Below are 13,456 nucleotides of genomic sequence, written 5' to 3' on the forward strand. Positions count from 1 at the left end.
TCGGAAATCATCAGATGCGACAGATCCGTCTTTGTGCGGCTGCCCTTGCAGTCGGCTTCTCCTTTTTCGCCTTTACCCTGCCGGCCACTGCCGGTGACCCGCAGCATCCGCCCGCAGCGGCCATCAAGGCCGAGAATGCGCGATGGGCGCAGGCCTTCGCGCGAGGTGACTATGAGGCGATAGGTCGCCTCTATACGGCAGATGGCGCCCTCTTGCCGCCCGGGGGTGAGAGAGTCAGCGGAGCCCGTGCGATCAGCGAATACTTCGCCAAGGGCTATGCCGGCTCCCCACCTGGCAGCGTATCTTTCAGCAATTACGAGTTCTACGGTGACGATCAGGCGGTTACCGAAGTTTCGGATGCCGAGGTCCGTGATCACAGTGGAGCGCTCAAGTTTCGCGGTAAACAGATCCTGATCTTCCTGAAGCAGGATGGTGCCTGGAAGCTGCACCGCGACATGTGGAGTGATTACGGTCCGCTGAAACCTGACGCTCGTTGAGCGCCCGGGTCTGACCGCAGTGGCCCGGGTGGCCACTGACTGCGCTAGGCGTGCTGATGGGGCGTCGATCTATCCGCGCTCACCGCTCAATCTGCTCTCGCGGCGGACCGATTGCGGCGGATGTCCATGCAGTTTGACGAAGGCCCGGCGCATCCGTTCCGGATCGGTGAAGCCCACCGCCAGGGCAATCTGTTCGATCGGTTCGCTGCCATCGCGCAGGCGCAGGCACGCCGCTTCAACGCGCAAGCGCTCGACCGCCTTGGCGGGCGTTTCACCGGTTTCCCGGCGAAAGGCTCGTCCGAATTGTCGCAGACTCAAGCTGGCCGCCTCGGCGAGTCGCTCGACAGGTAGCGCTTCAGCCAGATGTTCCCGGGCAAAATTCAGCGCAATGCGGATGCGATCCGACTCTGGCTCCATTTGTGACATGGCGGAGAATTGCGACTGACCTCCTGGTCGACGATAGGGCACGACCAGCAGCCTGGCGGTATCCCGCGCGATTTCCACGCCCATATCCCGCTCGATCATGGCGAGCGCCAGGTCGATGCCGGCGGCGATGCCGGCGGATGTCCAGATATGTCCGTCCGCTATATAGATACTGTTCCCCTCGATCTTGATACCAGGGAAGCGCGACTGCAATTGAGCGGCGTACAGCCAGTGCGTGGTTGCCCGGCGTCCGTCCAGCAAGCCGGTTTCCGCCAGCAGAAACGCTCCCGTACACACGCTTCCGACCCGCGAGGCCTTGGCCCCCAGTTTCTTGGCGGCGGCGATGTTTTCCGGTGCCCGCATCGGCTCGATATCGCCACCAATGAACAGCACGGTGTCAAACCTGCGCCTGCCTACCGGCTGGGTCTCGATCGGCAGGCCGGCATTGCCCAGCACTGATCCTCCCGCCTGCGAGATGACCTGGAGATCATAGGGGGTATGGCCAGCGGCGGTGAGCACCTGATTGAACGCCGAAAGGGGGCCGGCAAGATCAAGAGCATCATGGCCATGGCAAACGAAGAATCCGACTCGATGCATGATGAGGTTACTCAGAATCCGGGAGGGCGTATTTTGCGGGAAACCCTCGGATAGCGCCATGGCAGGTCATTGCCTTCCCCTGATGCAGAGGTCCTCGTTAACTTGATGCTCCCGCTGGTGTTTCCTCAATCACCGAGTCACTTCAACCCGTACCACACACCGCGTCCGCTGCCGTGCTGCTCCAGATGGTTTCGCTCGGTCAGGCTACGGAGGTGCTGTTTCAGGGTGTTGCGGTTGGCTCCGGTCAGTTTAAAAAGCGTGCGGCTTTGGAATGGGTGTTAATGGGTGCGTTTTTGGTTTGCTCTGAATTGAATGTGTGGCGTGTCGGCTTCGTTAGGGGCGTAGTAGCTGTCGTCGACATCTGCTCTTAGGTCGAGCTCTTGTCGTTCAAGCAAAAAGGTGATGCATTTATTTTCGAAAAAATAGATCCGTCACCTTTCAGTCACTCGGAAACCGACTTTCGCGCGGACATGGCCAGGATCGATGTGCCGACCCTGGTGATCCATGGCGACGATGACCAGATCGTGCCGTTCGAGGCCACCGGCAACCTGGCCATGGCCGCTGCTGATGCCCGGGGACCGTCGGTGGCCCCGGGCGTCGACTGCCAGAACGGACCGAAGATCCGGTGGTGTGTGGTAATGGGGTGGCCCCTCGCGGTTGCCGGTTTGCTCCATCGTTCTGCAATGCCGCCAAGGGCGGTGGCCAGCAAACGCGGAGAACACACCTACATGCCTACATCCACTGACAGTGAAGTTTCCCTTGAGCCTCCCGAGGAGACGGGGGCGTACTTCGAATGGTTGATCGACACGCTGCTCATTGAGTTTGATGACGCCGACATCGAACCGATTTGCGTGGCCAGTGGTATCGACGACCCCGTGTTGCACCAGGTCTATCCCCAGGCACGGCAGCCCCCGGCATTTTTGCTCGATACCGTGGAGCGCTTCCGGCTGGACAGGGAGATCAGGCGCTTCATCGAGCATCCCGAAGACGAGACGCCGGCAAAAGATGCTGATGTGCAACGCTATCTGCAACAAGTGGGACTGCAACTGATCTGGCCCACTTCACGGGTATTGCAGTTGTTCGAAGCGGGAGCCGCCAACCGGATCGAGTGCCCGCAAGACAGCGCCGAGGACTTGCCGCGAATCTCGGTGAGCGAGGCTCAATTGATGGCCGGCGATCTGTGGATCAGTGTGCTGAATCATCTGGACGACGAGCAGATCAGGGCGTGGCTGGGGGGCGACTACGCCTCGGCCGCAGACCGCCTGTTGGCGTTGAGGCGCAAAGCCGGCGAAGCCCTTGCCCGGCGCAGGAATGAAGTGTTCGACATCTGTTATCAGTTTCGGCAGCAGTCGGGCGATCCCCGGGTGCGGCAGGTCAGAAGGTTCTTTGCCGATCTGCCGACCTCCATGGTACGAGAGCTGATCGCCCGGGCTGACGAGGACGAGCTTCGTCAGTTGTCCACGGCGCAGGTGGCACCCCCGCGGATGCTCCGGGATGCGCTGTGGTATCGCCAGCAGTTGCGCTTGAACCGCGCGTACGAGGGGCTCTACCTGGCGTCGGCGGCCGGAGAGGACAGCGATGTGCTGGTGCTGCACACCCTGGAAACCTTGCCTTGCTGGCCCGGCTGCATGCGCATCGAGGTGCGCCAGGACAGCCCCGCAGGGGCCTTGCTGGACAGCATCGGGCTTGAGCAGGCCGAGTTGCAGCGGGTGCTGGTACGGGCGGATGGGCGCTATCGGGTCTACAACGGCCTGGGCCAATCATTGGGTGAGGCAAGGGATATGGTCACGGCCTTGCCCAAGTCGGTGCGCAGGACACTGGACATGCCGCTTGAAGCCGATGCCAGTGTATTGAGGGCCCTATTGGTCGATCACACGCCGTTGCCACGCGTGCAATTGCTCGCGGCGTTGGGAATGACTGCCGTATCGCCGCCGGTGGCGGCGATGGCAGGGCTGTCGAGGGGCTTGCCGTCGAGCAGGTAGCCGTCGTGAAAGGCCTTCGGGCGGTTGGCGGTGGTGTTCCGGGCCCAGCGGTTGAACGGTACGAGCGCGCGGAAGGCCCATTGATCGCCGTACAGCAGGTAGTCCAGGCCGACTCGCCAGGGATGTTGCATTACGTCGGTAGTTATAAATATCTACCGACAAAACACAACGGCATCGTTATGCGCGAGCGAATGGTCCAGAGCTACCACGAAGGACAGATTTAACCCGAGCCGCCATATCAAGAGCCTGGGGAGTAGCGACAGATCCCATTGATCAGGTGGGGCGAGTGACGGCAGGGTTAGCCCGAAAAGTCAGGAGCCCAGATGCAACAAAGCCCGCACAAGGCGGGCTTCGGTTTGCCGGGGTAATTTGAATTCGTTCAGTAGCGTATTGATTTATATGATTAATAACTATTTTATTTTTTAGTTGGAATACCAATTGGAATACGGCACTCCACTTGACCAGCCGTTTACATCCGATCTGACCAGCACGCTTCGTAACCATGATTGGCAGTGAGCTGCCCATAGCTGCCGGTGGCAACAGGCGGAAGTAAATTCAAACCAGCCGGTCGTGGCGTCGTGGAGACGTAGGTGTCCGCCCAACACACCTTGCGTTGCTAAAATAGACACCCACCGATGTGGCAACAGCTAGGTAATCCACTCACACGATGCGTCGGCGGGCACGTAAGAACGCCCTTCAAGTAAGCGTACGGATCATGCCCATCGAGCCGCACCGACTTGCTCAAACTCATGTTCGCAGCTGCACGTTTATCACTGGTAACGAGCCCCCAAACAAACGGTTCTAGCGCCCAAGTGCCAATGGGCGGATTTGATTCTTGATCCAGTTTTCAGCATAATCCAGCGTTGATTCGGCGTGCTGGCTGATAAGCTGTCACTCGTCCCTGACGAGTGACAGGGGCATCTTCCTCAATCTTAAGCAGTGAAAAGGACGTTTAAATGGCAAATGCAGATTGGAACGCTCTTGATCGTTATGTGCCGCCGTCGCAACGCCATTACTGTGCTTTTCTGGACATCCTGGGCTACAAGGAAAAATCCAGAAAATTCTTCGCGGGTCAGTACAACCTCAGTGAGAGGATAAACCGCGCCTACGAAAATGCGTTTGGAACGATGAATCTGACATCGCACTTCTACGATACATCGGGAATCAAGACGCGTTTCTTCTCCGATAGCATCGTGATAACAGCGGATGCCAAAGAAAACAGCGAGGATGAACTCTTTGGCGTGGTGCAGTTTTGCTCACTGCTTGCCACTTTTCTGAGCTACGAAGATCTGTTCGTGAGGGGGGGCATCTCCAGCGGTACATATTCTGAGCGAAACGTTGCAGAGCACAGCTTCATCTCCTCAGTCGGGCTGGAGAAAGCCTACTATCTGGAGAGCCAGGTCGCCAAAAATCCTCGCATTATGTTCGACGACCATCTTTATGATGAATTGAGCACCGAGGGCAAGAATTATATCGTCAAGGAAAAGGGGGAAATGGTGCTGCACTTTGCCCGAAGCTTCATTTCCACGAACCTTAATCACAACGATATTTATAAAGAAATGGTCGACGTCTTCAGGAGCAGGGAAGCAGAGCCTGACGCAAGGGCCCGCGACAAATACACCTGGGTTCTCGACTATTATTATTGGTCGGTCACCAGCATCCCGGGACTTGATCTTGGGAGATTCAAACCATTCTGGTCTGGCCAGGATCGAGGCTTTTCCTTGATCGATCAGTACTGAGGCAAGAATTGATCATCAACCAAGAGTTGATGGTCATCGCCACCACGCGCCTACACAAAATCCAGGTCTGTTGACTAACCGAACGCTTGCAGATTTAACTTAGACGCGAGGACTTCAAAACAAAGTCTACGTTTTTACACAGTCTGGGCCGTTTCGGCCTGTCACGACAACCAGTTTGGGTTGCTTTTTGCCATTGCGGCGGTGTTTTTCGGATATTAAAGGGTATTTCTTGCTGTTGGCGAGCAGAAAGCAGTTGGGCTGGCAACTGCTATTTGAAAAAAGCCACAAAAAATTCTTAGTCAAGAATCAGTCCGTAATCTCCACGCAATTCTTTGTCTACCAAGTGGAATCTGTCTAGTTTTAATTTTGTCCAATGTGACTCTTTAATATGTTCGAGCAATATTATTTGGAATCCACCTTCTTGGTCCATTTTTTTTATAAAGCTATTCATCTCAATTAAAGCAGCATCAAGGCTGACAACATCATCGTTTGGTTCCCCTTCAGTAGAGTAATAAGGTGTGCTTGGTTGGTCAAAAATCATAAAGGATGGCATCCACGAAACCTTATGCCTCTTTGCAACTTCATGAATGGAGAGGAAGTAAGCTAGGTGTAGATAAAGATAATTAGATGCGCTGCCTATGTCGGGCATCTTTTCAATGAAGGACAGGTCTTCCGAAAACAAGTGTATTAGTCTTTCCCTTTCGCTGAACCGAGCAGTGAATTTATCATATCCTTTGAGTCTTAATCTTGTGAGTTTTTCATTAATGAATTCATTGAGCTTTTGCTCCGCTAACTCAACTTTCAGATTGTCTTCCTCGATCACGCTTTTGAGCTGGTCGGCTTTGGTGCGGTATTCTTCCGGATCATAGTTGAAGGTATGGCTGTCCGAGCCGCTAAATAGTTGGATCTTTGTATCAAGGCGGCCAATATACTTATAGTATTCTTTCGGGGTCGATCGAGCTTTTTGATTTTTTTGAAGTGCTGCTAGGTCTTTCTCAAGTTTTGAAATTTCTTTAGCGTTCTCAGAAATCAGTTCGGTGACTTCAGCAAGGAATGGAGCTTGTTTTTTGCTCTTCAATGATGTGCGTAGACGGGACAATTCCATCTGGAGATGATGAATTAGGCTATTCGCCATTTCGGATGGAAATACTAAATTTGGATTTTCGTTGAAAAACTCAATTGGGCGAAGAGCATCCTCTGCTTGTTTTGTTGAGGTGGTAAGTTCAGATTTCCTATCGGCAAACGCTTCGTATTTTTTATTTTTGGCACGAAGCGAAAATAATTGCTTTTCTATTTTCTCAGCTTCAATTTTTCCAGGTGGTGGTATTTCTGAGTCAATTACGACTTCTTTAAGCTTTTGTAGAAGGGTATCTGTATCCGTTGGAATACTATCTAGAATTCCCAAGGCTGCTGCTTCTTGGCCAAGACTTTGAAGTTCATCTGAAAATGCAAGCTTGTTCTTTTCGAATATTTCTTTCTTTCGCTCAAATGCTAAGCGCTGCTGCTCTAAGTCGAGTAGCTTTGTTTTTGCTGTAGAAGTTTTGACGTTTTCAACGCCAAGCGCCATTCGAAAGGTTCTTTCAATCGATTCTTGATAGCGCCCGTCTGCCGGTCTGATATACAGGTATTCTGGTGCAATGATAGCATTCTGATCTTGATAACTATGAGGTAGAAAGCTACGAAAGGAAACCTTTGAACCAGTGCGTATGTGCCTTCCGCCATATGGGATTTTTAATTCAGAATCGATACCGAAAGCGTCATTTAAAATCTTTTTTAGATTGTCTATTTTAATGTTAAAAAATGGTATTTCAGGAATTTCCTCCCCTTCCGATAAGTAGGCCTGGGAGGTTTCCTCATTTTCCTCTGACGGGCGAGCAATCAAAAGCTCGCGTCCATGGATCTTAAGTTTTAATCCATACCAAGTGACTTTTGAATCGATGTTCGCTTTGGAGATTCCCTTCGTCTCACTGGCTAGTAGGCAGTAATCAATAATATAAAGAATTGACGACTTCCCTTTGCCCGAATCACCCGTTATGACGTTAACGTGATTCTCCAAAAACTCAAGGTTCCTCAGGATTCCATTTTTTTGCCAGAGAAGAATGTTGGTTATCTGTATGCTGCTCATAGCACTATCCTAAAATTCTGATAAAGTTCTTCGGCGCTTTCTTCTAGTATTTTTGCAAGGCGCGGGGCAGCGATGAAAATTTCACTCCCTAACTGACCTATAGATTTGGAGCAAGTTGATGTAAAGATTTCTGCGCTCAAAAACAATGTGTTTGCATTTAGCGTGGTGATGCCCATCTCGCATGCTAGCAGGATTGTGTTTAATGATGTGGTTGACATGTCAAGGTAGTGGTTGTTCACAGCTGCAAAATCTTTTGGAAAAGAAAGTACTAAGTCGCGACTGCCTAAATGCACCACCTTTTTGTTTTTAAGGATGCCCCTGATTCGCTTGTTATATAACAGTGGTAAAATCAACAGCGCCTTTGTCAGGTCTAACTGTCGATTTGGTAGGCATGCCAATGTAGCTTGAAACGCTAAAGTGCCAAGTACTTCATTCGTGATAAGTGGGTTCATTTAGAATATAGCTCCTTCCAATTTACCTTCCACCCTATAGAAGGAAGATCGGATAGGGCGATGAACTTACCTTTGCTAAATCCGTCGGGAAGAGAAATGTTTTTTAATTTCAACTCTTTTTTCAAAGTGGCGTCGTAGCACGCTTGCGCGGCAAGTAATGATTGGGGAGTTTCTTGATTAAATGTACCATGTGCTTGACGATGGATTTTCTTCCAGCTCATTTCACATTGTGCTGCAAGGCGAGCATCATCTTGGTGGGTGAAATCTCCCTCCTTTTTCAGATCTCGAATTAAGTCCGCCGTTGCAAGCATCTCAATTCCATGCTCAATGACGTCCTCATGAGGCAGGCCGATATCTGTTAACTGATAGCTGAAGGTACTAGTTAGAAACGAAAGGTCACCTAGCTGCTGGAAATGATAATACTTATCATAAAAGCGGTCATAGTCTACTTCGTTGCTTCGGGAGGACCGCAATATTCGCTCGAACCCCATTTGAATTCTAAAGGTATCATACGTTATTATTACCTTTTCACCGCCGACGATGCTTGCAATTTTGTATTCCTTGTAGGCGCCTACAACAAACTTTCGTGTATCGTCCAACTTGGTGTTAGGTACGGCCAAGTACAAAAGCTTGTCGTTTATCTGCTGAGTTACGGAAGCCGTGTCGGTATGGAAGTGGAATCGCTCTAAGATGAATTCTATTTCTTCTTTCTTTGCCGTTGCTAGCGCTTCCGCGTATTTGAATATCGGATTTACTGAATCTGTCTTATCTTTCAGTGACTCTTTGGCTTTTATGTCCGTAAAAATATTACTGATTGCAGCGATGATTTTTTCTTTGTTAGCTTTTGCTGAGTTAAGTAGTACTATTAGATTTTGGTTGTTGAGGGTTTTATTTGAGTAAATTTGAAATGTGATATTTTTCCCTTGAGGTAGTTCGGGTAGTGATTTTAGCCAATTGTATAGCGTCTTCCAGAGATCAATGTCTCGCTCAGTTATATTTCCTCCTAAGAGGCTATGCTTTACTTGGATGAGACACAAGTCGTCACTAATGCTTTCGGTATGGATGTCGTCAAACACCTCCAAACCAATTTGCTCTCCAGGTTTTAACCCCAACAGAGTATTCACAAGCACTAGGTCTTGGTACTCAAATCCTAAAGCGCTTTTATCTGCAGCTGTTTGTTCTAAGTGACCCATACGCATCTTCCTGAAGCTATACGTCTAGAATTATTAGTTGTACATCCTTAGGGGCGAACCAATTAGGGGGGCTTGGCAGCGGAATCAAGAAGTGAATACTTCATTCTTCCCTGTCGGACATGCGGTTTGGTGTACGATGAGCCGACGCGGCCCATAACTACTCTACAGATTGCCGACGCAACCATGATGGCTCCTCCCTGATATGACCGCATCCATATTTATTCGCGGTCCGTAATCCAAGGATAGCATTATGCCATGCCGCGCGATCGACTCGGGTGGCCTCCGTTACTCAAATGCCTCGAATTCCATTGCAAACTGGATCGGTTCCCCAGTCGCATCCAGATCAACGCAGTAGTGAGCCGGTAGTAATATCGAGTAGCGTCGGAACGGCCCTCAAGGTGGTGGACCAGAAACCAGCGCACGTGCTTGAGCTGCCAGGTCCAAGGGTTATCCCGCTTCCATCGCTGCTGAATGGCGGCTTGCATGATTTGGGCTTGCCGTAGATGGCGTTGTTGCGTGACCTTCGAGCCGGTCAGTACGCCGCTCAGGAACAGCGCCATATCGAACGGTTTGGTCACGCTCGACCTCCAATGTAGGCCGAAACCACATCGATCCGATTATGCCCGAGCTCAACGCTGATCTGTTGTCGCGCCTGTTGATCAAGGTAGCGGTCAATGCGATAGCAGTGACCACCATTGACCGGTGCGGCATGGCCAGTGAGTTGCTCGTAACGTTCGCAGGCGTAGGCCGCTCGCAGTTCATGGAAACCCTTCAGCCCGTGTTCATGTAGCACTTCGCGGGCGGGGAGCACGGTCTGTTGCAGGAACACGGAGTAGCTTTCGTCTCGGGCCAGCAAATTGCGGCTGCTGGGTGGCGATGCCTTACGAGCAAGCTGCAATACCGCTTTCACCGGTTCATTGGCCACAACCCATCGCGGCGCTGATGCTCCTGAACGGCCGCCTTTGGTACCGTCCTGGATGTTGATGCGACCTAAGTGTTCGGCTTCGCTTTGCAGTCGTGGCAGGTCAGCCAGGATTGCTTCGCGCAGGCGCATGCCGGTTGCTCGGGCCAATAGGACAATCGCGGCCACCCGCTCGTGTTGCTGTTTGCCAAGCACCTCAATCACTCGCAGCACCTGTTGGTAGTCTTGGCCATCCGGCGCGCGGGTGCGTACGCTCGAGCGCTTCTGTCCCAACGCCTGGCTCGGACTGGCGATCCTCACGTCCTGATCACCGCGCAGCGCCGCGAGGGTGCGGTTGACGCTGCTCAGGCGGCTCTGCGCGGTAGCGATGCAGAGTTCACCTTGCTGGATCTGCTGGCGCAGATACGCGACGTAGTCTTGCAGCGTCCGTCGATCGATCTGACGCGCATCGTTGTAACCGGGGCCGTCCTCTGACCGACACCAACGCACGAACGCTTGCCAGCGATCACTATGCGCTTTGACCGTGGCGAAGTGGCCGCCGGCAAACAAATCCTTGAGCGCTTGTGGGCCGGCGTAGCTCAGTTGGCGGCCGTAGCCAAAGTTGCGACTATCACGCCGACCGACCAGAGCCATCATCATTACCGTTTTCGTTTGTTTGCAGAAAGAGCAACAGGGCTTTCCAGTGGGGGCTGAGCCTGTCCACCTGCTGCCAGTGTGTCGGGCGGATCAGGAGGGCGTTCTCGTGGTGTTGCAACAGTGCCCCCTCCTCACGCAGTTGCTCGATCAGCCGGGCTAGGTGGGTAGGCTCCAGTGGTGGTGTGGCGACAGCGGCGACAGTGGCGACAACCCGCGTCGTTTCTGGCCTGGCGCATGGCGACATGGTGGTGACAGTAGCGGCGACACGCAGCGATTCAGGTTGCGGTTGATGTTGCGCCTGGTAGCGGCGCACCGCGTCATTGAGGCGAAACATGGCGGACCTCGAAAGTTTTTCCGTCGCGGCTGCTCAGCCAGCGATGAGTGATCAGCACGACCAATAAAGAAGCGGTATGGTCAGCGCTCTTGCGGGCAAAACGAGGGCCGTTGCGATTGACGTCGCGGATGGTGAAGTGGGTCCAGCCTTTCTGCACCAGCCAGCGCAGCAGCCGATCCGCCTCTTCGCGTCGGCTATTGACCGGCTCCTGTTCGGTCAAGCGCTGGATCTCGGCCAGGTAGTAATCCATCAACGTGGAGGCGCGCTGGATGTGTGCTTCCTCCAACTGACTGGCCTCTTCAACCATGGCCAGCACGCCTGCGATGCGCAGCACATTCGCCGCGGCCTTGCCCGCGACAGGCTGGACGCCGGCCAGCTCGTCGAACTCGCCAGACTGGCACTCGATGGTGTCGTGAATATCGATCCAGGCACGACGGGCACGGGGAGTCAGTTCCAGCGTGACGGGATTGAGTGATCCATCCTTGTGAAGCGACCAGGGCTTTTGCAGCAGGGCGGTGATCCGTTGTTGGTAGCGCTGGACTTTGGTATCTCTGGTCAGGTCGATTGCCTTGTAGAGTCGCTGGCCGGCCAGGCGCTCGGGCCAACTGATCAGGCAGCGGCCGAGGATGCCTTGGCCATTGATCACCGGGTCTTTGAACAGCTGGTTGGCCAGGTAGGGCTGCAGCATCAGATGCAGGCTGAGGCGGCGGTCATAGGCGCGCAGGCTTTCTCCGGCCATAGAGCGGGCCCGGTCGATAGGGCTGCCATCCCACAGTGTCGACAAGGTGGTGATCGCCTTGAGCAGATTCTCTTTGCTCATGGTGCTGCTGCCCAAGAACTGTCCACCTTCATCATTGAACAAGCCCATGCTGGGCAAGCCATGGCACAGACTTTTGACTAGGGCCTCAATGGTGGGCTCGGCAATGATCAGTCTCGGCGGAACTGGCTCGGACAGTTCACCGCCTTTCGCCTCGGCACACTCCGTTGAGGTTTTGGGTTTGGCCATGATGTTGGTGGCTGCGCGATAGGCTTTGAGCTTTTCCGCATACAGGGTCCACTGCTGTCGTTCCCAGTCGCGCGCCGCCTTCAGTGCCAGCTGATCCACCGCGCTTTTACGATCACCCGAGGACGCCACCGTCAGTAGGTAGAGGGACAGCGGATAGGTTCGACCGTCGAGTTGGACATTGGCATGACCCTGGCTCACCAGGGCAGCAGTAGCCAGCACCGATTGCGCGGCCATGGCGCAGGGCACGCCGATCACCTCGGCCAGCCGCTTGACCGCAGGGCCCAACAGATCCCCCAGTGCTTCGACCGGGTAGGGCAGTGGCGCCTGCTGATATTCCAGCAATGGTTGTGGTGGCTCGAACGCTTCGCACAGTTGCATCGCAATTCTCCTGAGATTATCGACTTCGTCCTCACTCATCCCGCCACGGTTGTTGAGTGTTATCAGGGATCAAGGCCCCTGCGACCTGTGAGGTTTGTCCACTCACGCGGGACTGGCGGCTCCTTACGACCGAGAGCTTGGGCATCTCATGATCTGGCCTCCTGAACACTTCCGAAGAAGTGGGCGGGTGGAGGCTGCACTGGCTGACGAGACCGGTGCCGCGAGATCCTGAGTCGGGTGAAGGCAATGAGGCGATGACCGGGGCGTGCCTGACTGTCAGTCAGGTGCAGTCCATTCCTTGGGCTGCGGCACCATCATCGGCATCGCTGTTGCTGGTGACTTCGGTGTTTGTCACGCCGATTGTCACGAGGGGGGAAGCAGCAAAGGCCCGTGCGAGCAGGGCTGCAGCAGTGTGATATGCGCCCGTCTCTTTCCGGGAGAAAGAGACGGGCGCAGGTTGGCGCAAGGAAATGGCCACGCGGATAGGTTGCTGCAGGGCAGCTATGAAAGGGGATGAGTTGCCGCAGTGGGCACACTGATAAAAGTAGGCATCCATCACATCGCTGTGACCGTGCGAGCCGCCGGACGCTAATCGCACTTTGGGAGAACCACCACCATGTGGCGTAGCCTCAAAGGTTCTGGCTACCTGGGTGCTGTCGGGGACAGCGCTGGTACAGCTCTGGTTTAGCGCTCGTTCTGCTCGCGGTCAACCGTATTTTGGGGGCGCTTTTGTCCCAATCGGTAGCGCTGGAAGACCTTGGAAGCCGGTGGCTTTCCATGGTCGGGTGGTCGTTCGTCGGTTTTTAATATGAGTGCGTAATTGCATGGACTTGACCATTTGCATTGTCACTGAGCAGTCAATTGCAGTCGTGCTGATCAACCGTTTTCATTCGACTTGACCAGCACACGCTGTGGTGACGACCGGCGGAGAACGGCCAGAAGTGGACGGTCGCCGTCCGCGACGAAGCCGTGTTAACCACTGACTGGGCCGCGATATCCCCGTGGTAGGGCTAATCGGCGGCTACGACAAAGACCGCACAGCCCTGGCCGAGCACCACGGGATTCTGCATCACAGCGTAGCGCGAGTATGGACAGAGCAGGGCTTGGGCTAAACGAGCACAGCGATACCCATCGGCTGCGATCGCGGCAACTGCAAAAGAAATGATGGGTAT

11 protein-coding genes and 2 pseudogenes are annotated in these 13,456 nt (G+C 53.8%); 4 read left to right on the plus strand and 9 right to left on the minus strand.

Features of this window, described 5'->3' with window-relative positions:
• The first annotated feature begins 14 nt into the window (after nt 1-14).
• Nucleotides 15-497, plus strand: coding sequence for a YybH family protein (locus tag M5B96_RS07720; RefSeq protein WP_248796101.1), 483 nt, complete (start codon nt 15-17; stop codon nt 495-497).
• Between the two features lie 69 nt (nt 498-566).
• Here M5B96_RS07720 and M5B96_RS07725 read toward each other — a convergent pair whose 3' ends face one another.
• Nucleotides 567-1,517 (minus strand): GlxA family transcriptional regulator, encoded by a 951-nt coding sequence (locus M5B96_RS07725; protein ID WP_412548595.1) that lies wholly within the window; start codon nt 1,515-1,517, stop codon nt 567-569.
• Between the two features lie 380 nt (nt 1,518-1,897).
• Between M5B96_RS07725 and M5B96_RS07730 the strand changes: the two genes are divergently transcribed.
• The gene (locus M5B96_RS07730; RefSeq protein ID WP_248796103.1) at nt 1,898-3,499 is read left to right on the plus strand and encodes a hypothetical protein; all 1,602 of its coding nucleotides are present in this window, start codon (nt 1,898-1,900) and stop codon (nt 3,497-3,499) included.
• Between the two features lie 626 nt (nt 3,500-4,125).
• Here M5B96_RS07730 and M5B96_RS07735 read toward each other — a convergent pair.
• Nucleotides 4,126-4,345: pseudogene (locus M5B96_RS07735) on the minus strand (transposase domain-containing protein); the annotation flags it as partial.
• Between the two features lie 110 nt (nt 4,346-4,455).
• Between M5B96_RS07735 and M5B96_RS07740 the strand changes: the two are divergent.
• Entirely contained in the window at nt 4,456-5,238 is a 783-nt protein-coding gene (locus tag M5B96_RS07740; RefSeq protein WP_248796104.1) for a hypothetical protein, read from the plus strand.
• Nucleotides 5,239-5,533: 295 nt separating this feature from the next.
• Here M5B96_RS07740 and M5B96_RS07745 read toward each other — a convergent pair whose 3' ends face one another.
• From M5B96_RS07745 to M5B96_RS07775, 7 genes are all read right to left on the minus strand, one after another.
• Nucleotides 5,534-7,363, minus strand: coding sequence for a DUF3732 domain-containing protein (locus M5B96_RS07745; protein WP_248796105.1), 1,830 nt, complete (start codon nt 7,361-7,363; stop codon nt 5,534-5,536).
• Nucleotides 7,360-7,815, minus strand: coding sequence for a three component ABC system middle component (locus tag M5B96_RS07750; protein WP_248796106.1), 456 nt, complete (start codon nt 7,813-7,815; stop codon nt 7,360-7,362). The genes M5B96_RS07745 and M5B96_RS07750 overlap by 4 nt, the downstream gene beginning before the upstream one ends.
• Nucleotides 7,812-9,008, minus strand: a complete 1,197-nt coding sequence (locus M5B96_RS07755) for a hypothetical protein (RefSeq protein ID WP_248796107.1) — start codon at nt 9,006-9,008, stop codon at nt 7,812-7,814. Before M5B96_RS07755 ends, M5B96_RS07750 begins: the two co-directional genes overlap by 4 nt.
• A gap of 248 nt (nt 9,009-9,256) precedes the next feature.
• Nucleotides 9,257-9,586 (minus strand): hypothetical protein, encoded by a 330-nt coding sequence (locus M5B96_RS07760; RefSeq protein ID WP_248796108.1) that lies wholly within the window; start codon nt 9,584-9,586, stop codon nt 9,257-9,259.
• Nucleotides 9,583-10,563: an integrase domain-containing protein gene (locus M5B96_RS07765; protein ID WP_248796182.1), complete on the minus strand. Its 981-nt coding sequence runs from the start codon at nt 10,561-10,563 to the stop codon at nt 9,583-9,585. Before M5B96_RS07765 ends, M5B96_RS07760 begins: the two co-directional genes overlap by 4 nt.
• Nucleotides 10,541-10,900 (minus strand): hypothetical protein, encoded by a 360-nt coding sequence (locus M5B96_RS07770; RefSeq protein ID WP_248796109.1) that lies wholly within the window; start codon nt 10,898-10,900, stop codon nt 10,541-10,543. The genes M5B96_RS07765 and M5B96_RS07770 overlap by 23 nt, the downstream gene beginning before the upstream one ends.
• Nucleotides 10,884-12,284, minus strand: coding sequence for a YfjI family protein (locus M5B96_RS07775; protein ID WP_248796110.1), 1,401 nt, complete (start codon nt 12,282-12,284; stop codon nt 10,884-10,886). The genes M5B96_RS07770 and M5B96_RS07775 overlap by 17 nt, the downstream gene beginning before the upstream one ends.
• A gap of 948 nt (nt 12,285-13,232) precedes the next feature.
• On the opposite strand from M5B96_RS07775, the pseudogene M5B96_RS07780 reads away from it, so the two are divergent.
• Nucleotides 13,233-13,396 (plus strand): annotated as a pseudogene (locus M5B96_RS07780) (histone deacetylase); the annotation flags it as partial.
• Nucleotides 13,397-13,456 lie beyond the last annotated feature (60 nt).

The sequence above is a fragment of the Pseudomonas sp. MWU13-2105 genome (assembly GCF_023242315.1).
In the GTDB taxonomy this organism is placed as follows: Bacteria; Pseudomonadota; Gammaproteobacteria; order Pseudomonadales; family Pseudomonadaceae; genus Aquipseudomonas.